The sequence below is a fragment of the Streptomyces sp. NEAU-W12 genome (genome assembly GCF_026242095.1).
Lineage (GTDB): Bacteria > Actinomycetota > Actinomycetes > Streptomycetales > Streptomycetaceae > Streptomyces.
The window spans coordinates 25996-47661 of the sequence record NZ_JAPJDM010000037.1; the positions used below are offsets into that span (position 1 = coordinate 25996).

Genomic DNA, 21666 nt, shown 5'->3' on the forward strand with positions numbered 1-21666 from the left:
CTACCCGATCATGAGGCTGCGCAGTGTCGTGGGCAGGTGTTGTCGTTGCCCACCGCAAATGGCAACGGCGCCTCTAGCTGGCCGTGTGGCTCCGGTTGTCCGACACCTGCACGTGCTGGCGGGCGGCTACACCTGGGTCGACCCCGCGACGGTCATCCTCAACGCCGAAGAGGTCTGACGTGGCGGCCCGTCGTGCTCGGGCGTCTGCTGGCTACCGGCGCAGGCGCGAGAGCAGGCCGGGCCGCCCGGGCGCCTTCGGATCGGCATCCGGCACGGCGATCTCGGGAGGCTGCGCGAGGCCGGTGTCACCGGTGTCTCCGAAGACGGCGTGTCGCACGGCATCCCAGTCTTCGTGGCGCCACCAGTCGAACAGACGGTCGCTGCCGATCACCGGTACGGTCAGCGCGTCGGCGAACGCGCGGTCGGTGTAGACCTCGGCGTCCCGCTGCGCGGGTGGGAGCTTGATCTGGTGGTTGACCACCAGGACGCCGCCGTCAACAGGCTCGGTCCCGGTCAGACCGGGCCAGGTGCTCAGGTGCTTGAGCAGTTTGTCGGGCAGGGTGTGCGGTGACCGGTTCTTCGCCGACTTCACCTCGACCAGGACTCGGCGGCCGCCATACTCGGCCAGCAGGTCCGCCGAATTGGTGCCGTACACGTCGTCGAGACGGGTCACCGTGGCGCCGGCCGCCACGAGGACGTCGTGCACCGCGTCCTCCAGCGGGCGGCCGGTGCCGAACAGCAGGTTGTCGCGCAGCGGATCGGCCACGGCACGCAGCGCGGCGAGTTGCTGCTGCAGCTCGGTGTGCCGCCGCTCGTGGGCGCGCCGCTCCTCGGCGATCGTCTCGACCAGCCGGGCTTCGGCGTCGGTGGCGAGGGCCGGGTCGCGCACCAGGGGCGAGCGGGCGCGGGTCAGCGCGCCGGGCACGTACGCGGGCAGCGCGTGCTGGACCAGCCACTTCACCAGCAGCCGGTGGTCGGTGCCGTGGGGAACCACGAACCACCGGGCACTGCCGTCCGCCGGCGTCCACACCCCCGCCACCGGGGCGCCGAGGCCGTCGACCAGGATCGGGCGCAGCTCCCCCTCCCCCGGCGGCGGCCACACCCTGGCCACTCCGGGGCGCGAGGATTTGGATTCCCTGAGGTAGGTCAGGCGGAACCAGGTGTCCGGGGGACAGTTGAGCAGCTGGGTACCGAGGTCGTGTTCGGCGTGGTCCAGGCCGTCGGCGAGTTCGGGACTCACGCCGACGGGGAGCGGGTTGGCGGAGATCGAACCGTAGTAGTGGGGCAGGTGGATGCCGGGAGCGACGGTGCCGGTGAAGACGTTGTGGCTGCGTGTGCCCGCGCCGGTGCAGGCGACGACGAGGGCGGTCTCACCTCGCTGCCGGGTTCCCGCGACGTAGCGCTTGTAGGGCTCGAGGCCGGTGGCGGGTCCGAGGAAGGGGGACAGAATGGCCGCGCAGTCGCCCGTCTCCTGATTCCTCCACCGCGGCTCCACCCCAAGCGCCGCCCAGTCCACCACTCCCGGCCGCACCGCAGGGTCGGGCCGACGGCCCGCCCCGGCGGACGTGCCGATCACGTCGGGGGCCGGGGGCGCCGGCGGTTCGCCAGCGATGTGCAGCGGGATCGGGGCGGCGCTCGGGCCGGACGTGCTCATGGCGGACACGGTAACCGCCCCCCGGGCGTGGGCCCGCGCGGTTTTCGAAAGCTAGGGTCCGGCGGGCACTATCCGATCCGGGCTCGTCGTGTCCTGTTCACGGTCGCGGCTACTGTCCGCCCTACAGGCCGGGTGCAGGGCCGGTGGGCCCCTGGTTGTGTTGTTCGCCTGGCTGCTGTGCCGGCGGTCCAGGAAGGTCGTTGTTCCTGCGGTCGGGCGCTTCGGGGAGATCTTGCCGCTCTTGCAAAGCAGCCTCCGCTTCTGCCAGTCGGCTCTGCGACTGCCGTGCAATTTCGGCGAACTGCTGCGCCCACTCATCGAACTGGATTTCTCCGAGGGCACCCGCGGGGTTGGGCTGCAGTGACTGCGGGAGTGGGGCCATTCCCCGGCCGAGCAGCCGGTGGTGTTCGGCGAGTCGGCTGGCAGCTCGAGTCAGAGAGCCGACCCCGTCGTCGTGGGCTGCTGCTTTCTGGGGCGGCGCAGGGACGATGAGGGGCGAGGAGGTGCTGTTCAGCTCGTGGGCGAGTCTGAGCCAGTACACCGGTGACTGCCACGCAGCAACTCGGTCGTCGGGGGCACGGCCGACGAAGAGGTGCGCGGTGTGGTCCTCTTCGCGGTTGATGGCCAGCACGCTCTGAGGGCCGAGTTGGGGCAGCCATCGGACAGCTTGGGCGGGTGTGAGGAAGTGGGCCGCATTCTCGTTGAGCCCAAGGACGGTCAGGAAGTCGGCCGTGTCCTCGCGCAGGACTTCGTCATCGATGACGACCAGAGGCCGGTGGGTGGCCGCTGCGACGCGAGCGCCTGCGGCGAGCAGCACTTCACGGGCGGCTGTTCCGGGGCTGTAGAGGAGTTTCCCGCCCAGAGTTGAGGCCAATGCCTCCGCACACGCATGCGCGTGCGGCTCCTGCAGAGCGTCCGGATTCACGTTCCACCCCAAGACCTCCGGAGCCCGGCTTTACGCCGACGCCTTGGAACGTGGACTGAAGTAGCCTGCCAAGCCGCACTTGTGCGGGGCCCCCGGTCCGTCCGGGGGCCCCGTCGCTGATACCGAGAATTACGGAGCACAGGGGTACATGACCAAGGAAGCCGATGGGAAGCCCCAGTCCGTCGGGACTGAGACTGCGATGACCCTCGTTCTGCTCGTCCTCGACACCCTCGCGTTCTTCGTGCTGTGGGTTGGAATCGTCGGGCTCATGGGGTGGGACCCGGACGCGGAAGCCCCGGCCGACTTCAGCCGCTCCTACCTCACAGCCGCAGCTGTCGCCGCAGTCATCGGGGCCGGGTCCACTTGGTTCCTGCACGCTCTGCGCTTCAGAACCGCCACCCTCGTCCACGCCCTGCTCTTCGCCGTCATGGTGTTTGTTTTCGCCACTGGCCCTCAGCTCCTGGACAAAGCCGTCAACTGAGTGGCTTGAGAAGCTGTATCTCAACCGATCTTGGAACGTGTGGATCGAACGAAGTTCCTGGTCGGGTGATCTTCCGGCGGTACGCGCATGAAGGCAGGGCCTCCTGGTAGCTCGGGGGTGCGACCCCATCCGAGCGGTTCCACGGAGGCCCTGTTGTCGTTGTTGTACGCGCCCCAGCCCGCCCGCTTCAACTCACCCGCCGTGGCGTGCGATTGCCTCGCGCATGTGTACGGCAACGCGGCCGATCATCCCGATCGGGTGCGCCGGTATCCGTCGGACATGACGGACGCGGAGTGGGCGGCCATCCGGCCGTTGTTGCCGGTGCCGGCCTGGCTTCAGGGGCGGGGCGGACGGCCCGAGGGCTACTGCTACCGCCAGCTGCTGGATGCGATCCGCTACCTGGTCGCGGGCGGGATCTCCTGGCGGGCGATGCCCGCGGACTTCCCCGCCTGGGGCCGGGTTTACGCCTTCTTCCGCCGCTGGCGCGAGCACGGGCTGATCGCCGAGTTCCACGACCGGCTGCGCGGGAAGGTCCGTGAGCGCGAGGGCCGCGAGGCCGACCCCACGGCGGGGATCATCGACGCGCAGTCGGTGCGGGCAGCCGCGACGGTGCCGGCCGCCTCACGCGGCTACGACGGCGGGAAGAAGGTGCCGGGCCGCAAGCGGCACATCGTGACCGATACCCTCGGTCTGCTCCTGGCCGTCGCGGTCACGGCCGCGAACATCGGCGACCGGGACGCTGCGGCGGGCCTGCTGAGGCGGCTGCGCCGCCTGCACCGCGACATCACCCTTGTCTGGGCCGACGGCGGCTACACCGGCGGCCTCGTCGGCTGGTGCCGGGACAAGCTCGCTCTGACCTTGGAGATCGTCAAGCGCACCGACGACATGACAGGGTTCGTGGTGCTGCCGAGGCGGTGAGTGGCCGAGCGCACGTTCGCGTGGCTGATGAACTCCCGCCGTCTGGCCCGGGACTACGAGACCCTGCCCGCCACCAGCGAGGCGATGATCCGGTGGTCGATGGTCACGCGGATGAGCCGGCGTCTGGCCCGGCCACGGGCCGCCGGCCGGCACTGAATGCCCCCGATGCCTCCAGGAGGAGCCACCCGCGCTCCGCCAGGCGGCGGGCTTTCGACCGCAGCCCCTCGACCTTCGCCGGCGTCACTCCGAGGCCCAGCTCCACCGCGATCTCCTTGGCCCGAAGCGGCCCGTGGCCCATGGACCGCTGCTGTTCCAGCACGCCCACAATCCGCTGATAGTCCGGCGCCAAAAACGTCACCGGCAGCCCTTCCCGCCAGGGCGGCACCATCGAGCCCGGCACCGGCGCGAGCGACGGCACCGCTTCCTCCTCCGCCCCGGTCGTGGTCACGGCAGTGGACTCGGCCGCAGAGACTGCCAGGGCCTCAACCAGTTCCTCCCGCGCGATCACCCGCCGGTCCAGCTCGATCTCCGCGGCCTCCAACACCTCAGCCAACCGCGCGACTTCCTCCCGCAAGCCCTCCACCCGCACGCGGGCAGCCGCCTCTCGCTCCTCCAGCATTCCCAACACCGACGCCACCGCGCACCCCTCGACCATGAAGCGGATACAAGACGTCGCGATGCCTCCCTCAACCCGAGGGAAACCATGCCTGACCAGCAGGAATCAAGGGATCACGTTCGGTTGAGATACGGCTTCTAACGCCTGGGGCTGTCACTCCGTCCATATGGCATCGAGGCGTTGGCGCTGGGGGCCACTGAAATATCGGGAGAACGATCAGGTGACAACAGTGGTGGTACGCGACCAACTGGAATTGAAGCTCTTCTCGAACCTCTTCGATGAGCCGCTGAATCCACCCCCGCCGGCCGCCCCCGTGCCGCCCTCGATCGACACCCGCGCACACGTGTGGATCGTAGGTCGAGGATCGGGTGGCGAAGCAGGACGAATTCCGCGGCTCGTTCACCACCCCCGGCGACACCCGCGCGGACGCGCTTGAGGTGTACTGCCGGGCCTGCCACCGCCCCTACGAGAACGTCGTCGGCCGGGACTGCGAGGCCCTCATCGACAACCGGCACCTCATCGGCGGCCAGACGGTACGCGCGAAGAGGAAGGTCCCTGCGCTGCCCCCGAACGCGAAGCTCGTTCCCGGCGGCCACACCCAGCGGCGCGGTATCGGCGCCTACGTCTCCGGCGTCTCCCGCCCTGCCCGATAGGAGCAGCCCGGTGCATATCTTCCTGGTCGGCGGGGAGGACCAGATCAGCCGCCCGCGCGGCCGCGCACGTACCGGAACACCCCCGCGCCGACGGGGAGGACGGGGCCGACGATGCTGCCGGTAGGCGAGAGCGCGGAACACCCCCACGTCGGCGGGGAGGACGCCGCGATGAGCGCGAACCGCTCGATCCGATCCGGAACACCCCCACGTCGGCGGGGAGGACGCGATGCACCTGCAGGTCGAGGTGCGCTGACACGGAACACCCCCACGTCGGCGGGGAGGACGTTGGCCGGTCCTCATCTATGAGGGCCTGCACCGGAACACCCCCACGTCGGCGGGGAGGACCCGGCGGCCAGGGCGTACCGGCCCCGCCCGACCGGAACACCCCCACGTCGGCGGGGAGGACGACATCTCATCCGACCAGTCGCTGAAGTTCGTCGGAACACCCCCACGTCGGCGGGGAGGACCTCTACGCCACCAGCCTTCGCCTCATCCGACGCGGAACACCCCCACGTCGGCGGGGAGGACGTGAGCCACAGCGACGCCCCTCCCCAGCTCGCCGGAACACCCCCACGTCGGCGGGGAGGACTCGCCGGCCCGAAGGTGCACCGTGCGGCGCGTCGGAACACCCCCACGTCGGCGGGGAGGACATGGTCGGCTACGGCGCGCAGGCGGTGTGCATCGGAACACCCCCACGTCGGCGGGGAGGACGCGTGGGGGAGTTCGTCCTCCTTCCCGGCCCTCGGAACACCCCCACGTCGGCGGGGAGGACCCAGTTGGACGGTTGAGCCATCCATTGGGCCGCGGAACACCCCCACGTCGGCGGGGAGGACCCCGAGACCACTCCCGCCGAGATCCAGGTGGCCGGAACACCCCCACGTCGGCGGGGAGGACGCCAGTTCATGGAGGCGCGGGCGGCGAGTTCGCGGAACACCCCCACGTCGGCGGGGAGGACCTCCACCACCACGGCCCGGCGGAGGCGCTCGGCGGAACACCCCCACGTCGGCGGGGAGGACCGCTCCTCCTCGGCGTCGATGACGTCCATCGCCGGAACACCCCCACGTCGGCGGGGAGGACCTCTCCGTGCAGCCGCTCGAGGAAGCTCCGCGCGGAACACCCCCACGTCGGCGGGGAGGACAGGTCAGGCGGTGGCCGGGGTCTGAGCAAGGGCGGAACACCCCCACGTCGGCGGGGAGGACGTCCACGTTGACGCCGACGCCGATCACTCCATCGGAACACCCCCACGTCGGCGGGGAGGACTCACCCCAACCGCCCTGGACACGATCCGGGACAGGAACACCCCCACGTCGGCGGGGAGGACGCCCAGCTCCGGGCCGGGCACGTCCCGGCCGACTGGAACACCCCCACGTCGGCGGGGAGGACGCGATCTCAGCCAGCACCGCGATACGGGCCAGCGGAACACCCCCACGTCGGCGGGGAGGACCTCCCCAGTGACCACCGCGAACATCACCGCGCCGGAACACCCCCACGTCGGCGGGGAGGACGCGGTCGCGGAGATCAGCGGCCAAGGTCTCGGCGGAACACCCCCACGTCGGCGGGGAGGACTCCGCCGCGTACGGGATCTTGCTGCCCATCTCCGGAACACCCCCACGTCGGCGGGGAGGACCCTTTCTGACCTGCGGCTTAAGAAGGGCTTTGCTCTTCCTTTACATCGAAGAGGGCTCTGTGTCGCGACGGGTGAGGCTGCACGTTGTCACCTTATCGGGGCCGGACGGCTGCAATGCTGCCGGTGGGGAGTGGTTGAATGCCGGCTCCAGCAGTGGGGCGTGGTCCGCTGGCTGGAGTGAGGGGGCGAGGATGCCGGGGAAGTGGGAAGCGCCGGATGAGTCGGTGTGGGGGAAGTCGAGAGGTTTGGATCCGGGGCTGCCGCCGTATTCGCTGATCCGCCACCTCCTGGACGCTGCTGCGATGGCGCTGCACCTCTGGGATGCCTACCTGTCCGAGAATCAGCGTCTGCGGATTGCCGACGGGATGGGGCTAGCAGGCGAGTTGGAACGTGCGAGGGCGGTCGTGGGGCTGTGTGCCGGTCTGCATGACATCGGCAAGCTCTCAGGGTTTCAGTTCTGCTCCTGGCACGGTAGCCAGTACCTCAGCGCGGAGCTGGGTGGCGACCGTATGAAGATGAGCGCGGAGCGGTTCGGGCATGACGTAGCCGGCCTGCAGGGTGCGAAGGAAGTGCTGGCGGATCTGGGCTTTGCCGCTGATGGAGAACTGAGGGTCGCAGAGCGGCTGGCCGAGGTCATCGGCGGTCATCATGGACGCTTTCACCGCGTCGAGGACGGCATCGCTCCGGCGTTTCTCGGTGGGGTCGCCTGGGCGCGGCAGAGGACTGCGCACGCGGCCACGGTGTTCGAGTCGCTGGGAGCGCCGCAGGCGCCGGGGGTGTTCAAGGCGTCGGCCGCGGTGCTGGTGACGGGGGTGGTCATTCTTGCGGACTGGCTGGTTAGTCAGGAGGACTATCTTCGGGAACGCCAGCGGGGGCTCGAGCCGGTGCTGGCGGATCATTTCATGCGTTCCCAGGAGGACGCTCCCCGTCTGCTGGCCGAGGCCGGGTTGACCCGGGTGTGGTTGCAGCGCAAGGGGTTCGCGGAGGCGTACGGCATTCAGGGCGAGCCGAATCCGTTGCAGCGGTCCGTGATGGACGAGTTGCGGGAGGCGATGGGAGAGGGGCGTCGTGGCGGCATCTTCCTCGTCACTGCGGCTCCGGGTGACGGTAAGAGCGAGACGGCTCTGGAGGCCGAGCGGGTTCTGTCCGAGGTCTTCGGCACGCAGGGGTACGCGTTTTTGCTGCCGACGATGGCTACCAGCGATCAGATGCACGAACGGGTCGCGAAAGCGTTGCTGCGTCAGTCCGGCGAGGGCGCCGGGTTGACGCTGGTCCACAGTATGGCCTGGCTGAACAGTGCTTACGCCGACGAGGACCTGGACACGCAGAGTGTGCTGACCTGTGACGGTGACGAGGTCGGGGTGGGGAGCCGGCGGGCGGAGGCGGACATGCGGCCGCAGCGGTGGCTGCGCGGGCCCAAGCGGCCGTTGCTCGCGCAGTTCGCGGTTGGCACGATCGACCAGGCCCTGATGGCGGTGCTGCCGGTGCGGCACAACGCGCTGCGGTTGCTGGGCCTGTCGGGGAAGACGTTCATCGTCGACGAGGCCCACGCCTATGACCCGTACATGCAGGTGTTGCTGGGCCGGTTGCTGAATTGGCTCGGGGCGTACGGCGTGCCGGTTGTTCTGTTGTCGGCGACGTTACCGGCGTCGGTCAGCGACCGGCTGATCAAGGAGTACTTGCAGGGCGCCGGCCACAAGATGCGGGCCCTGAGCAGACAGACGTTCCCGGCGCCCTACCCCGGGTGGTTGTATGTGGACGGGGAGAGCGGTCGGGCGACCCAGATTTCGCCTGCTCGCCAGCATGAGCAGGCGCATGCGCGGGGCATGGAGCTCGATGTCGTGGTGGAGTCGGTCGTCCACGGTTCCGGTGGTGGCGCCCGGGACCGACTGGCGGTGATCGAACGGCTCCTGAAGCCGGTGGGCGAGGGGGAGGGCGGCACCGCCCTGGTGGTGTGCAACACCGTAGGGGACGCGCAGGACACCTATCTGAGACTCCGTGAACGATTCGGCAAGCGTTCCCACGAGCAAGGCGGAAGCGTACAACTGCTGCATGCCCGTTTCCCTGGGGACGTACGAGAGGCACGTACGCGGGAGATCACCGAATGGCTGGGCCGCGGAGGTCCGCGTCCGTTGTGCCGGATCGTCGTCGCCACCCAGGTCGTCGAGCAGTCACTTGATCTTGATGTCGATATCGTCATCAGCGACCTTGCTCCGCTGTCCCTGCTGCTGCAGCGGGCCGGACGGTGCTGGCGGCACGAGAACCACTGGGCCCGGCACGGCTACCCCGAGGGGCGCGGCCGTCCGGCCTGGGCGAGCGGGCCGCGTCTTGTGGTGCTCGACCCGATGGCGGGCGGCGGAAAGACGCCACAGCAGTGGGGCGAGGTGTATTCCGAGCACCTCCTCATCACCACCTCCCACGCTCTTGCCGGAATCGGGGGCGGGACCATCTCCATCCCGGGCGACGTGCAGGACCTGGTCGAAGCCGTCCACGGGGACAACGAGGACTTTGACTGGAACAGTCCGGGCGGCAGCGAGGTGAAAGCCTGGACGGCTCACAAGGGCAGGGAAATGGCGGAACGCAGCATGGCCGGCCTTCTTGCCGTCCCGCGGGCGCGGGGTGTTTCCGCGCTGTATGACCTGCACGATCTGCCCGGTGAAGAGGATGAGTGGGAGGTGTCCACCAGGCTCGGCGCCGACTCGGTGCGACTGCTGTGCGCCTATGTCCAGGAGGACGGCCGGGCGACTCTGGACCCGGAGGGTGAGCAACTGCTTCCCCAGGCCGCGTCGGACGGCAAGATGCCGGTCTCGTCCGTGCGGGAGGTGATGCGCCGCACCATTCCGGTCCGTGCCGACTGGCTCAAGGAAGCGGATCCCGACACTGTCGCCCCGCCGAAGTCGTGGACGGAGCACCCGATGCTCGGAGAACTGCGTGTTCTTCGCCAGCCCGTGCAGGGCGGGAGTGTGCAAGCCGTGACGGTCGGCGGCACGACACTGCGGTTGGATGAGGACCTCGGGCTTGTCCGTAAGTGACCGAGTCCAGGCGGGTACCGCCACGTCGGCGGGTCCGGACGCTTGCCGAACACGATGATAATGACGGCTACCACAAGCCCCAAGGTGCTGCGGCAGTCCACGGGACAGGGAAGGGCCGGCTGCATGAGTTCTTCTCATGGCTGGGCCAGTCAATTCCTCGACTGAGGCGGTGCGTTGAGGAGGCTCATAGCCCATTCGGGACAGCGTGGGCAAGTCGATCGTCCCTCTGGTGCTGCGTCCGACGGAAAACGGCTCCGCTGTCAGTGGCGGCTGTTTCAATGTCGAGACGCTGGGAGCAGGACTGCTGAGGCGCTTTGCGGTGCCTGTGCGTCATGGGGAGCAAGGGCGTTGGAGGGGATGGCCGTGAGTGGGGGATTCGACCTGCGGGTCGAGCCGTGGGTTCCGGTGCGTCTGCTGACCGGGGGGTCGGCGTGCGTGGGTTTATGCGAGTTGTTCAAGCGGGCGCACGAGATCGAGGACCTGGAGATCCCGGTGCCGCCGGCAGCGGCGGGCTTGATGCGGGTTCTGGCGCCGATCGCGGCGAGGATCGCTGCCGATGGTGGTGACCGGCTCGACGATCCGGATATTGCGGAGGACATCGACGACTGGTTCGATCTGCGGGAGCGTGTCCTGAAGGCCGGCCGGTTCGATCCGCGGGCGGTGGACGCGTACTTCGGCCGGGCGGACCTGGTGGGCCGGTTCGACCTGTTCCATCCCGAGCGGCCGTTCCTCCAGGATCCGCGGCTGCGCGCGGAGTGCGTGGACGCGAAGGGGGCGCCGAACCCGTCCGGAGTGAACAAGCTCGTGATGGGCCGCCCCACGGGCGTCAACGGGGCGGTGTTGTTCGGGCATTTCACCGACACAGCGCCCGTGCCGGTACCGGCCGCCGAGGCCGCCTGGCATCTGATCGCGCAGTTGTACTACGGGCCGTCCGGGCAGTGCACGCCCCGCCGGATCACCGGTGAGCGGGCGGGCAGCGGTGACGCGGCCCCGCTGCGCAAGTCCGTCTCCTACTTTCCCTGGGGGCCCGACCTGTTCAGCACGCTGGTGCTGGCCGTGCCGAGCCCTCAGGCCGAGGTCGACTGGGAGGCGCAGGACGCCTACCCGTGGGAGGAGGACCTCAACACCCCCCTGGAGTCTTTGCCGCCGGTCACGTGGCCGGGCCGGGTGCTGACCGGCCGGTTCCGTCATGCCGCGCTGCTCGTGCCGTCCCAGGACGGCCGGACGGTGACCGACGCCTACATCACCTGGTCGACGCACGAGCCGCCGCAGAAGGCGCGTGACCCGTACCAGATCCTCGACCGGCGCAAGGACGGGGACTTCCAGCCGCGGGAGGCCGACGGGGCGAGGGCCCTGTGGCGGGATCTCGACTCGCTGCTGCTGAAGGACAGCCGTCAGGATGCCCGGCGCCCTCCGGCTCTCGAGCATTTGCCCAAGCTTCTGCTGTCACGGCTGCGGGTGCGCGCCTACGGCTTCGACCAGGACGGTCAGCAAAAGGACAGTGTCTGGTTCCGGGCGACGAGTCCGCAGGTCCTGCAGTGGCAGGAGGAGAACGACGCGGAGATGGCCTATCACGTCAAGCGCTGCCACGCTGCTGCGGAGAAGGCAGGTGACCGGCTGGACTTCGCCGCGAGGATCGCCTGGAAGATCGCCACCGACGCGGGTGTCGACCTGTCGCCCAAGGCCAAGATCAAGCTGGATACCCGCAAGCCCGGTCCGTGGGCTTCTGCCGCGCTGACTCGTTACTGGCCGGCTGCGGAGAAGAAGTTCTGGCAGCTCACCGAGCCCGGCCGCATCACAGACCGGGCCGACAAACCGTTCGTCGACGCGGCTCTTGCGGCTCTCGACGAGGCCATCGGCCAGGCCAACCGTGCGGACATCCGGGTGGCGCGCGCCCGTCACCGCGCCCGCGGCCTCCTTCTCACACTGCTGCAGCCGTCCGCATCCGACTGAACCCGCCCGGCTGCGCCCACGCCGACGCCGTCGGCGCTTCGTCACCTCACCCTTCCCCGCATCAGGGATGTCTCATGACCGATTCCGTGCCGGCGGTGCCCGCTCCGCCGACCTCCTCGACCGTCCGCATCTCGGACCGGTTCGTCGCCTACGTGCACCAGGTGTGCGAGTCCACGCAGGCCCGTGCCGCCCTGCGGCGCGGGCTCGGGCTGCCGGTGGAGCGGTGCAACTACATGCACCGTTACCTGGTGCCGTGGATGCGCGACCACGACGACCAGCACCATGCCGATGTTCGGCGGGCGTACTACGCGGTGGCCTCGCTGATCGCCGCACGTCCCCGCTCGGCCCGCGACACCACGCCCGACCAGAGCGCGTCCGTCTCCTGGTACGAGCGTTCCAACCTGGGCGCCTCGCTCGGCCAGGCCGTCTCCCAGGGCGTCCTGAAGGAGAACTCTGCTGAAAGCGCTCTTCACCTGATGGCCCGCCAGAGCAGTGATGCCGTCCATCCGGGCCTGCCCGCCCTCGTCCGCCAGCTCCTGGTCGGCGGCATCGCGGTCGACTGGGCGGTCCTCCTGGAGGACCTCGCCCGGTGGAACCGCAGCCGCGACCGTATCGCCACCCGCTGGCTCGAGAGCTACTTCCGCACCGCCAGCAGCGGCACGACCGAGCCCGCCCACTTTGATTCTGCCGAGGAGAACGACCGATGACTCTCTACCTGGACCTGAGCGCCCTGCAGTCGGTGCCCGCCGCCAACCTCAACCGTGACGACCTCGGCTCTCCCAAGCAGGTGCGCTACGGCAACGCTCCCCGCATCCGGGTCTCCAGCCAGTCCTGGAAGCGGGTCATCCGGCTCGGCGTCGAGCAGGATCTCGGGGAGAGGGCCGCCCGTACCCGCCTGGTGCCGGTGAAGGTGCAGCGCGCCCTTGAGAGCGCCGGCTGGCCGACCGAGCTGGCCGCGTTCGCCGGAGCGCAGGTCGCCGCGAGCGCAGGGAAGAAGGGCATCGGCACGGAATCGGCCGGCCACACCTCGGTGTTGCTGTTCCTGCCGGAGGCGGCCATCGACGAACTGGCCGCCGTGTGCGCCGAGCACCGTCAGGCCCTGGAGGCGGCCCAGGACAAGAAGAAGCCCGGCCAGGTACTGCCGCCCCAGACGATCGAGGCGATCCTCAAGCGGCGCACCGCCTCCATCAGTCTGCTGGGCCGCATGCTCGCCGAGCTCCCGGACGCCAACGTGGACGGGGCGGCCCAGGTCGCCCACGCGTTCACCACGCACGCTGCCGAGCCGCAGCGTGACTACTTCACCGCCGTCGACGACTGGCTGGGCGAGGCCGAGACCGGCAGCGGTCACCTCGACACCGCCGAGTTCAGTGCCGGCGTCTTCTACCGGTACGCGACCGTCAACGTCGCCGACCTGCTGAAGAACCTGGAAGGCGATGTCAAGGCCGTCCGGACCGTACTCAGCTCCTTCGCCGAGCACTTCCTGCTCTCCCTCCCGCAGGCCAAGAAGAACAGCACTGCCCCGCACACCGTCCCGGACCTGGCCTACCTCGCCGTGCGGGAACACCGACCGCTCTCCCTGGCCGCGGCCTTCGAAACTCCCGTCACCGGCGACCAGCAGGGTGGCTTCTCCCAGCCCTCCCGTCAGGCCCTCGACGCCTACGCCGGCAACATCAACCGCCTCACCGGTAACCGCAACCGCCGCTTCCACGGCCACGCCGTCATCAACCCCAAGGAGGAGTACACCGGGCTCGGCACCGCTCACGAATCCTTCGACCAGCTGATCGACGCCGCCGTCGAGGCCGCCGTGCCCGCCGTGCAGGACCAGCAGTGAGCGGGCTCCTGCTGCGCTTGGCCGGCCCTCTGCAGTCCTGGGGTGAACGATCCGCGTTCACTCCGGTGCGGGACACTGCGCCCTTCCCGACCCGCTCCGCACTGATCGGAATGTTCGCTGCGGCCGAGGGAATCGGCCGCGACGAGGCGGGCCTGGACCGCTACCAGGACCTGCGGTTCACCGTGCGCGTGGACCGGCCGGGCGTCCGGCTCGTCGACTACCACACCGTCGGCGGCGGATTTCCCAAGGGCCGCACCGCCGCCACCAGCGGAGGCAGCAACAAGGGTGCAGCCGTCATCACCCGCCGCCACTACCTGTCCGACGCGGTGTTCGTCGTCGCCGTCACCACAGCCGACGAGACCGTCGAGCGCCTCGCGGATGCCCTGAACCGCCCGCACTGGGCGCCCTATCTGGGCCGCCGTTCCTGCGTCCCCGACGAGCCGTTCCTCCTGCGCCGCCACGTCGACGACCCCGAGGAAGAACTCCGCACCCGGGTGCCGCTCAGCCGCACCGCACCGCGAGCGAAGGACGGCGACAGCCAGGAAGCCGGGACGGTCGCCGTGGAATTCCTCCTGGAACAGCCACCGTCCACCAGTACTTCCGGAGAGCCTGTACCGGTCGACGTCATCGACGTGAACGACGTGCCGGTGAGCTTCGCCCAGCACGGCCGCAGCCACACAGGCCGCCGTCTCCACCGCACCCGGGTACTGGTGCCCCGCTCCCTCGCAGGCCCCCCAGAATCCCTGGTGCAGCGCCTGATCGACTACGCCCACCTCGAGGAAAGCGCATGAACGACCATCCGGTGATCGCACGCATCCGCCTCAACCCGCACAGCCGCGACGTGCAGCGGGACCTGCGCGACGCCACCCAGATGCACCGCACCGTCATGCGGATGGTCCCCGACGGCCTCGGCGACGCCCCCCGTCACCAGGCCGGGCTGCTGTACCGCCTGGACGAAACCGACACCTCCAGCACCCTCCTCGTCCAGGCCGCCGCCATGCTCGACCCGGCACGCCTGCCCACCGGATACGGCCAGGCCGACGTCAAGAGCCTCGCCCCGATGTTCACCGCACTGCGCAAGGGACTCGGCGTCCGCTACCGCATCGTCCTCAACCCCGCCAAGCGGGAGCGGCTCTCCCTGGAGGAGAAGGGCAAGCGGGGACAGATCGTGCCGCTCTCCGGCGCCGACGCCGACCAGTGGTGGCTCCGCCGAGCCGCCGAAGCCGGCCTCGACCTTCACGTCCTGACCCCTACCAGCATGGAGCCGGCCCGCCCCCGCGGCCGAGACACCCCCCGTATGCGGCACAGCCTGCTCCGTTACGACGGCACCGCCACTGTCACCAACCCCGACGCCCTCCGAGACGCCGTCATCCACGGCATCGGACGTGGCAAACCGTACGGCGCGGGACTGCTCAGCCTCGCACCCGCGAGAACCACGTGAGCACGCCACGACGGGGCGGCGACGCGCGCAGACGCCTCGCCGCCCCCACCCTGGCCATGCTCCCCCGCGTCGCGGACTCACTGTCCTTCCTCTACCTGGACATGGTCCGCGTGGTGCAGGACGACACCGGAGTGTGCGCGCAGATCCAGATCGACGAACACCGCACCGACCTCGTCTACATCCCCACCGCCGCCCTGTCCTGCCTGCTCCTTGGCCCGGGTGTCTCCATCACCACCCCGGCCCTGACCACCCTCGCCCGGCACGGCACCAGCGTCGTCTGCGTCGGAGCCGGCGGCGTCCGTGCCTACGCGGGCATCCTCCCGGACTCCCTCACCACCCACTGGCTCGAACAACAGGTCGCGACGTGGGCCGACCCGACGCGGCGCCTCGAGGTCGCCGTTCGCATGTACCGGATGCGCTTCAAGGACGCCGACGTACCGGAATCCGTCACCCTGGACCAGCTCCGCGGTATGGAAGGCCAGCGTATGAAGGCGTTCTACAAGATCCTCGCGCAGCAGCACGGCATCGGACGCTTCCGCCGCAACTACCGGCCCGACCAATGGGACACCCAGGACCCCGTCAACCTGGCCCTGTCCGCCGCCAACACCTGCCTGTACGGCGTCGTCCACGCCGCTCTGCTCGCCCTCGGACTCTCCCCGGCCCTCGGCTACGTCCACGCCGGCACCCAGCACGCCTTCGTCTACGACATCGCCGACCTCTACAAAGCCGACATCACCCTCCCCCTCGCCTTCGCCCTCCACAGCTCCGACAACCCCGAACAGGAAGCCCGCCGCCGCTTCCGCGAAGACCTCCGACTCCTGCGCCTCCTGCCCCGCATCGTCCAGGACGTCCAGTCCCTGCTGACCCCGCCCCACACCCACACGACCACAGCCGACGATGACATTGACGAGGAACGCTCCGAACGGCGTGACGTGCGGATGGTCCACCTCTGGGACCCCAAAGCCGGAGTCCTCCCGGCAGGCGTCAACTACGCCGAAGGAGGCGGCTGATGCCCTCCATGGTCGTCATCGCCACCACCGCGGTCCCCGACCACCTGCGCGGCGCCCTCAGCCGATGGACCAGCGAAGTAGTGCCCGGCATCTTCGTCGGCAGCGTCTCGGCCCGCGTCCGTGATGAACTCTGGCACGCCGTCACCGAAGTCGTGGGCAACGGCGCCGCCGTTCTTGTCCACCCCGCCACCACGGAACAGGGCTACGCCATCCGCACTGCAGGAACCCGCCGCCGGGTCCCCATCGACTTCGACGGCCTTACCCTGATCCGCATGACCGCCGCACCAAAGGTAAAGGAAATGCAATCCCCCTCTTAAGGCGCAGGTCAGGAAGGGTCCTCCCCGCCGACGCGGGGGTGTTCCGTTCGAGGTAGCGGGCGTGGTCGGTCTGCATCAGTCCTCCCCGCCGACGCGGGGGTGTTCCGTACTCGCGCACGGTCGGGTCCCACTTCTCGCCGTCCTCCCCGCCGACGCGGGGGTGTTCCGCGCTGATCCCGCAGATCCAAGCGGCAGCCCTCGTCCTCCCCGCCGACGCGGGGGTGTTCCGGATCACGCGGATCTCGGCGCCCGCGTCGACCGGTCCTCCCCGCCGACGCGGGGGTGTTCCGATTTCTTGTTCGCGTACATCCAACGCCACTGCGTCCTCCCCGCCGACGCGGGGGTGTTCCGGAAATCCCCGCCGACTGAGGCGGCGAGCGGCCGTCCTCCCCGCCGACGCGGGGGTGTTCCGATCTCGACGGTGCCGATGCCGGGGAGGTCGACGTCCTCCCCGCCGACGCGGGGGTGTTCCGGCCTACCGGTCCAGGTTGCCCGCCAACTCCTTGTCCTCCCCGCCGACGCGGGGGTGTTCCGTTGGCTCGCTGCACGTTCTCCGAGAGCACCGCGTCCTCCCCGCCGACGCGGGGGTGTTCCGTTGGCTCGCTGCACGTTCTCCGAGAGCACCGCGTCCTCCCCGCCGACGCGGGGGTGTTCCGCTGCTGGGGGTCGCCGAGGTCGACGGCGACCCGTCCTCCCCGCCGACGCGGGGGTGTTCCGCCCCGCCGGATCCACCGGCGGGGCTTCCTTCGGTCCTCCCCGCCGACGCGGGGGTGTTCCAGCGGGTCACGCCCGGGGTGAAGACGACGTCTGTGTCCTCCCCGCCGACGCGGGGGTGTTCCGCGGATGATCCCGCCGCGGGTGGCGTACATGCCGTCCTCCCCGCCGACGCGGGGGTGTTCCACTCCTCGGTCACGGACCGTAAGGGGAGCGATCGTCCTCCCCGCCGACGCGGGGGTGTTCCGTCGATCTGAACGTCTTCGCTGGGCGTTGTCACGTTGTTGGATGTGCGTGGGCCTGATGGCGTGCCGGGGCGTGGTCGGCTCGAGTGTCAGTCTGGGTCAGGTCGTTGCGGCTGTGCCGGCGACTCCGGTGACGTGGTCCCAGATGGCGAAGCGGATGGCCATTTCGGCTCGGTGGTCGGGGGCGGTGAGCAGGTGGCGGTGGGGTCGGCAGTGGGGTGAGATGCCGCTGAACGCGGACAGGGACCGCTGGGCTCCGCCCACGCTGCGGAAGCCCTTCATAGCCCGTTCGCGTTGCCTGGTGGGCTGCTGGCTGTTCTCCGCCTGGTTGTTGAGGTACTTCGACTGGCGGTGCTCGACGGAGGGCATGACCTCGCGGTGGGCCGCTCCGTGGGGGCGGAGCTTGTCCGTGACGACCGCCCGCGGCACCTCGCGCGTCTTCTGGAAGAAGCGCCTGGCGACGGCCTTGTCCCGTCGGCTCTGCACGAGGATGTCGAGCACGTTGCCGTCCTGGTCGACGGCTCGGCACAAGTACTTCAGTCCACCGTCGATCTTGATGAAGACCTCGTCCAGGTGCCACTTGTCGCCGGTCCGGGGCCAGTGACGGCGTAGTCCGTTCGCGTAGGCCTGGCCGAACTTGGCGCACCAGCGGCGGATGGTCTCGTAGGAGACGATGACGCCGCGCTGGAGCACGAACTCCTCGACCTCACGGAAGCTGAGCGGAAATCGGTGGTACAGCCACACGCACTGGGAGATCACCTCGGCCGGGTACCGGTGCCCCCCTGTACGACGGCGACGTGCCCTCCACGGACGACCCCTCCCAGCATGATCAACCCGAAGAACATCCCACCCGGTCGGCCAACGTGACAGCGCCATCCTCCATGATCGGGGATTGCACCGAGCGTCTTACCATCCGTCCGGGCTGTGACAGTGCCCGGGGTCTCGTACCGCGTCCCGGCTGCGCCCCTGGCCGACGGGCTCTTCATCCAGCCCGGGAGCCAAGATCGATTGTCAGTGGTGGGTGAGACGGTAGGAGCATCGAGTCGGAAAGAGGGGGAGCTGTCATGTCCGGAAACCAGAACTACATCAATCACGTTGCTCTTGTGCTGGATGCAAGTTCGTCCATGTCCCGCCTGAGCCACAAGGTCGTCGAGGTCGCCGACCAGCAGATTGCCTATCTGGCCCGCCGATCGCAGGAACTGGACCAGGAAACCCGCGTCACGGTGTACGTCTTCGCCGACAAGGTGGAGTGCGTCATCTACGACAAGGACGTGCTGCGGATGCCGTCGCTGAAGCAGCTGTACCGGGTTGGTGGAATGACGGCGCTGCTGGCGGCCACGCTCAAATCGCAGCGGGAGCTGGCGCAGACAGCTCAACTGTACGGAGACCACAGCTTCCTGACGTTCGTACTCACCGACGGGCAGGAGAATGCAAGTCATCGCTGCCCGGATGCCCCTACCAAGGACCCGCGTGAACTGGTTGAGGCCGTGGCCGAGATGATCGAAACACAGCAGGACAACTGGACGCTGGCTGTCCTTGTGCCGGACCAGATGGGCAAGCGTGAGGCCATGCAGTACGGGTTCCCGAAGGACAACATCGCCATCTGGGACGCCACGAGCACACAGGGCCTGCAGGAGGCCGGGCAGGTCATCCAGGAAGCCACCGAGAAGTTCATGGTGGGCCGCACTCAGGGCATCCGGGGATCGCGGGCCGTGTTCTCCACGGGTGCGGAGGCGGTCAACAAGGACACCATCAAGGCGGTCGGCCTCGCCCCGGTGGATCCGTCGAAGTACCAGCTGATCTCGGTGGCTCGTGACGCGGCGATCCGGGACTGGGTCATCGAATGCGGGCACACCTACCGTACCGGTGGTGCGTTCTACCAGCTGAGCAAGTCGGAGAAGATTCAGGCGCAGAAGCAGATTTCGGTGCTGGAGAAGAAGACGGACCGGGTGTACACGGGGCCTGAGGCCCGAGCCCTGCTCGGGCTGCCGGACGTGGAAGTTCGCATCAAACCGGACCACAACGACGACTTCACGATCTTCGTGCAGAGCACCAGCGTGAACCGGAAGCTCGTACCGAACACACGGCTACTGCTTATGCTCTGACGCCTTGGAAACCCCATCGGGTCCCGGAGGCTTCGTCCTCCCGGCACCCCACCAGCAGCAGAGTCGGCGGCTGCGGGCGCGGCGTAGAAGTGCCTGTTGCCGAGACCGCTGCCGCCTTCACGTCGGCCACCTCCCGACGAGGCCGTCGGGCCGACTTGGTGCGAGGAGAGCCGGCGGGGTGGAGCGCGGTGCTCGGGTGAATGCCTTCACTCCTGCGGCTGACGTAGCCGCCGAACCGGCCTGACAGCATGGGGCGGGCGCTATCACAGGGCCCGTGATCATCAAGCTCGCGCGCGGTCTGGCCGCGCTCTCCCTCGCCCTCACCTCGCTCGCCGCCTCCGGTTCGGCCCACGCCGCCGCGGCCGAGCCGACCGTGCTGCCACTCACCGATGCGATCGCCGCCCTGCCACTGGCTGTCGAGGCCCGCGACGGCTACAACCGTGATGCCTTCCGGCACTGGAACACCGGCGTGAACCCCACTGACGGCTGCAACACCCGCGCCGAGGTCCTCCTCGCCGAAGCCGTCACCGCCCCCGCCGTCGGCGCCCGCTGCGCACTGACCGGTGGCAGCTGGTTCTCGTACTACGACGAGACCACCGTCACCACGGCGTCCGGCCTGGACATCGACCACATGGTCCCCCTCGCCGAAGCCTGGGACTCCGGCGCCTCCGCCTGGACAGCCGAACGGCGCGAGGCCTACGCCAACGACCTCGGCCAGGACTCCAGCCTCGTCGCCGTCACTGCACGCTCCAACCGCTCCAAGAGCGACCAGGACCCGGCCCAATGGCTCCCACCCGCCACGAGCGCCCTGTGCCGGTACGTCTCCGAGTGGACCGCCACCAAACTCCGCTGGAACCTCACCACCGACCAGAGCGAAAACGACCGGCTCACCGAACTCGCGGGCGGCTGCGGCGACACCGCCGTCACCTACACCCCGGCCCCATAGGCCCCTGCGCAGCTGAAGCAGCAAAACCCCACCCACGCCTCCACCTTCGGTTGCCAGCCACCCGACAAGCTGAACCGCTCCGGGTTCGGTAGAGACTTCAGATTGTGGTTGTGACCTGGGGTTTCGGGGTTGCGTGGTAGTAGTTGGTCTCGTATTCGACGGGTGGGATGTGCCCGATTTCACCGTGGAGCCGACGGTGGCAGTACCAGTCGATCCACTCGGCGGTGGCGAGTTCGACCTGGGAAAGCGTTCGCCAGGGCCGTCCGGGCTTGATCAGCTCGGTCTTGAACAGGCCGATCGTGGACTCCATGAGGGCGTTGTCGTAGGCGTCGCCGACGGAGCCGATCGAGGCCGCGATGCCGGCGGCGTCCAGGTGCTCGGCGAGCCGGAAACTCGTGTATTGCGACCCGGCATCGGAGTGATGTATCAACTCACCTGCTTGGTGCGGGTGTTCGTCTCGGTCGCGTTGCCACAGGGCCATGTCCAGGGCGTCCAGTACGAGCCTGGTCTCCTTCGACAGGGCGGCGGACCAGCCGACGATCCGGCGGGAGAAGGTGTCCACGACGAAGGCGACGTAGACCACTCCCGACCAGGTACTGATGTGGGTGAAGTCGGCGACCCAGCAGCGGTTGGGGGCCGGCGCGACGAAGTTGCGGTCCAGGAGGTCCGGTGCCCGCTCGACGGAACTGTCCGGGATTGTGGTGATGATCTTCTTTCCGCGGACGGCACCGGTGACGCCGAGTTCGCGCATGAGGCGTTCGACCGTGCACCGGGCCACGATGTGGCCTTGGCGGTGCAGCTCGCGCCAGACCTTCCTGGCCCCGTAGACACGGTAGTTGACCTCGAAGATCTGCTGGATGAGCGGCTTCAGCTCGGCGTCGCGGACGGTGCGGGCGGGCGGGGCCTGGAGTCGCTTGCGGTGGGCGTAATAGGTGGAGGGGGCGATCTTGCAGTCGTGGTCGGTGAGGACCCGGCAGATCGGCTCGACACCGCCGAAGCGGTTCCGGTGCTCGTCGATGAAGGCTACGAGCGAGTGTGTGGCCGGTCGAGCTCGGCCGCGAAGAAAGACGCGGTGAGGTCAATGGGTCGGTGCAACATCCCAGGTAGAACTGCTGCTGGAGGTGTTGCTGGGTGGCGAGAATCGGGCGTCCGGGGCTGTCGGACGAGCAAAAGCGTGAAGTGTGGCGACGGTGGCGGG

The 21666-nt window shown here is 69.1% G+C and carries 17 protein-coding genes, 1 pseudogene and 2 CRISPR repeat arrays; of the genes and pseudogenes, 13 read left to right on the forward strand and 5 right to left on the reverse strand.

The genetic code is table 11. The annotated features are described in order from the left end of the window. Positions 1-211 precede the first annotated feature (211 nt). Together ORI94_RS32510 and ORI94_RS32515 are read right to left on the reverse strand one after the other, a co-directional pair. Positions 212-1654: a hypothetical protein gene (locus tag ORI94_RS32510; RefSeq protein ID WP_266082296.1), complete on the reverse strand. Its 1443-nt coding sequence runs from the start codon at positions 1652-1654 to the stop codon at positions 212-214. A gap of 121 nt (positions 1655-1775) precedes the next feature. Beyond that, on the reverse strand, positions 1776-2528 hold the full coding sequence (locus ORI94_RS32515) for a hypothetical protein (protein ID WP_266082297.1): 753 nt from the start codon (positions 2526-2528) through the stop codon (positions 1776-1778). A gap of 250 nt (positions 2529-2778) precedes the next feature. On the opposite strand from ORI94_RS32515, the gene ORI94_RS32520 reads away from it, so the two are divergent. Further along, positions 2779-3060, forward strand: a complete 282-nt coding sequence (locus tag ORI94_RS32520; protein ID WP_266082298.1) for a hypothetical protein — start codon at positions 2779-2781, stop codon at positions 3058-3060. 279 nt (positions 3061-3339) lie between these two features. Next, positions 3340-4134 (forward strand): annotated as a pseudogene (locus ORI94_RS32525) (IS5 family transposase). On the opposite strand, the gene ORI94_RS32530 reads toward ORI94_RS32525, so the two are convergent. Beyond that, on the reverse strand, positions 4082-4633 hold the full coding sequence (locus tag ORI94_RS32530; RefSeq protein WP_266082299.1) for a hypothetical protein: 552 nt from the start codon (positions 4631-4633) through the stop codon (positions 4082-4084). The pseudogene ORI94_RS32525 and the gene ORI94_RS32530 overlap by 53 nt on opposite strands. Positions 4634-4962: 329 nt before the next feature. Between ORI94_RS32530 and ORI94_RS32535 the strand changes: the two genes are divergently transcribed. The 9 genes from ORI94_RS32535 (at position 4963) to cas2e (ending at position 16458) form a co-directional block, all read left to right on the forward strand. Further along, positions 4963-5247, forward strand: coding sequence for a hypothetical protein (locus tag ORI94_RS32535; protein ID WP_266082300.1), 285 nt, complete (start codon positions 4963-4965; stop codon positions 5245-5247). Positions 5248-5319: 72 nt separating this feature from the next. Further along, positions 5320-6874: direct repeats of the CRISPR family, unit length 29 nt; unit sequence CGGAACACCCCCACGTCGGCGGGGAGGAC. A gap of 191 nt (positions 6875-7065) precedes the next feature. Continuing rightward, positions 7066-9906: a CRISPR-associated helicase Cas3' gene (cas3, locus tag ORI94_RS32540; protein WP_266082301.1), complete on the forward strand. Its 2841-nt coding sequence runs from the start codon at positions 7066-7068 to the stop codon at positions 9904-9906. Between the two features lie 357 nt (positions 9907-10263). Beyond that, positions 10264-11859 carry a type I-E CRISPR-associated protein Cse1/CasA gene (casA, locus tag ORI94_RS32545; protein WP_266082303.1) on the forward strand — a complete coding sequence of 532 codons (1596 nt, stop codon included), beginning with the start codon at positions 10264-10266 and terminating at the stop codon, positions 11857-11859. A gap of 74 nt (positions 11860-11933) precedes the next feature. Then, positions 11934-12566 carry a type I-E CRISPR-associated protein Cse2/CasB gene (casB, locus tag ORI94_RS32550; RefSeq protein ID WP_266082305.1) on the forward strand — a complete coding sequence of 211 codons (633 nt, stop codon included), beginning with the start codon at positions 11934-11936 and terminating at the stop codon, positions 12564-12566. Further along, positions 12563-13690 (forward strand): type I-E CRISPR-associated protein Cas7/Cse4/CasC, encoded by a 1128-nt coding sequence (cas7e, locus tag ORI94_RS32555; RefSeq protein ID WP_266082307.1) that lies wholly within the window; start codon positions 12563-12565, stop codon positions 13688-13690. Before casB ends, cas7e begins: the two co-directional genes overlap by 4 nt. After that, positions 13687-14481, forward strand: coding sequence for a type I-E CRISPR-associated protein Cas5/CasD (cas5e, locus tag ORI94_RS32560; RefSeq protein ID WP_266082309.1), 795 nt, complete (start codon positions 13687-13689; stop codon positions 14479-14481). Before cas7e ends, cas5e begins: the two co-directional genes overlap by 4 nt. Next, entirely contained in the window at positions 14478-15131 is a 654-nt protein-coding gene (gene cas6e, locus ORI94_RS32565; protein ID WP_266082312.1) for a type I-E CRISPR-associated protein Cas6/Cse3/CasE, read from the forward strand. Before cas5e ends, cas6e begins: the two co-directional genes overlap by 4 nt. 56 nt (positions 15132-15187) lie before the next feature. Beyond that, on the forward strand, positions 15188-16141 hold the full coding sequence (cas1e, locus tag ORI94_RS32570) for a type I-E CRISPR-associated endonuclease Cas1e (protein WP_266082322.1): 954 nt from the start codon (positions 15188-15190) through the stop codon (positions 16139-16141). Continuing rightward, positions 16141-16458, forward strand: coding sequence for a type I-E CRISPR-associated endoribonuclease Cas2e (cas2e, locus tag ORI94_RS32575; protein WP_266082314.1), 318 nt, complete (start codon positions 16141-16143; stop codon positions 16456-16458). Before cas1e ends, cas2e begins: the two co-directional genes overlap by 1 nt. Before the next feature lie 17 nt (positions 16459-16475). Beyond that, a CRISPR array of direct repeats spans positions 16476-17420; the repeat unit is 29 nt; unit sequence GTCCTCCCCGCCGACGCGGGGGTGTTCCG. Between the two features lie 96 nt (positions 17421-17516). Here the strand turns inward: cas2e and ORI94_RS32580 are convergent. Then, a complete protein-coding gene (locus ORI94_RS32580; protein WP_266082316.1) occupies positions 17517-18176 on the reverse strand; it encodes an IS6 family transposase in 660 nt (219 codons plus the stop codon). Positions 18177-18481: 305 nt separating this feature from the next. Here ORI94_RS32580 and ORI94_RS32585 point away from each other — a divergent pair, with 305 nt between their 5' ends. Together ORI94_RS32585 and ORI94_RS32590 are read left to right on the forward strand one after the other, a co-directional pair. Then, the gene (locus ORI94_RS32585) at positions 18482-19522 is read left to right on the forward strand and encodes a vWA domain-containing protein (RefSeq protein ID WP_266082318.1); all 1041 of its coding nucleotides are present in this window, start codon (positions 18482-18484) and stop codon (positions 19520-19522) included. 274 nt (positions 19523-19796) lie between these two features. Continuing rightward, on the forward strand, positions 19797-20468 hold the full coding sequence (locus ORI94_RS32590; RefSeq protein ID WP_266082320.1) for an HNH endonuclease family protein: 672 nt from the start codon (positions 19797-19799) through the stop codon (positions 20466-20468). A 97-nt stretch (positions 20469-20565) separates the two neighbouring features. On the opposite strand, the gene ORI94_RS32595 is transcribed toward ORI94_RS32590, so the two are convergent. Then, entirely contained in the window at positions 20566-21486 is a 921-nt protein-coding gene (locus ORI94_RS32595) for an IS3 family transposase (protein ID WP_323056110.1), read from the reverse strand. Positions 21487-21666 lie beyond the last annotated feature (180 nt).

What these genes read in the sequence shown, in the direction of transcription:
- cas7e (WP_266082307.1), top strand. Translation starts at nt 12,563, where the DNA reads ATGACTCTCTACCTGGACCTGAGCGCCCTGCAGTCGGTGCCCGCCGCC.
- cas2e (WP_266082314.1), top strand. Translation starts at nt 16,141, where the DNA reads ATGCCCTCCATGGTCGTCATCGCCACCACCGCGGTCCCCGACCACCTG.
- ORI94_RS32510 (WP_266082296.1), bottom strand. Translation starts at nt 1,654, where the DNA reads ATGAGCACGTCCGGCCCGAGCGCCGCCCCGATCCCGCTGCACATCGCT.
- ORI94_RS32520 (WP_266082298.1), top strand. Translation starts at nt 2,779, where the DNA reads ATGACCCTCGTTCTGCTCGTCCTCGACACCCTCGCGTTCTTCGTGCTG.
- casB (WP_266082305.1), top strand. Translation starts at nt 11,934, where the DNA reads ATGACCGATTCCGTGCCGGCGGTGCCCGCTCCGCCGACCTCCTCGACC.
- cas6e (WP_266082312.1), top strand. Translation starts at nt 14,478, where the DNA reads ATGAACGACCATCCGGTGATCGCACGCATCCGCCTCAACCCGCACAGC.
- cas3 (WP_266082301.1), top strand. Translation starts at nt 7,066, where the DNA reads ATGCCGGGGAAGTGGGAAGCGCCGGATGAGTCGGTGTGGGGGAAGTCG.
- casA (WP_266082303.1), top strand. Translation starts at nt 10,264, where the DNA reads ATGGCCGTGAGTGGGGGATTCGACCTGCGGGTCGAGCCGTGGGTTCCG.
- ORI94_RS32585 (WP_266082318.1), top strand. Translation starts at nt 18,482, where the DNA reads ATGTCCGGAAACCAGAACTACATCAATCACGTTGCTCTTGTGCTGGAT.
- ORI94_RS32530 (WP_266082299.1), bottom strand. Translation starts at nt 4,633, where the DNA reads ATGGTCGAGGGGTGCGCGGTGGCGTCGGTGTTGGGAATGCTGGAGGAG.
- cas1e (WP_266082322.1), top strand. Translation starts at nt 15,188, where the DNA reads ATGCTCCCCCGCGTCGCGGACTCACTGTCCTTCCTCTACCTGGACATG.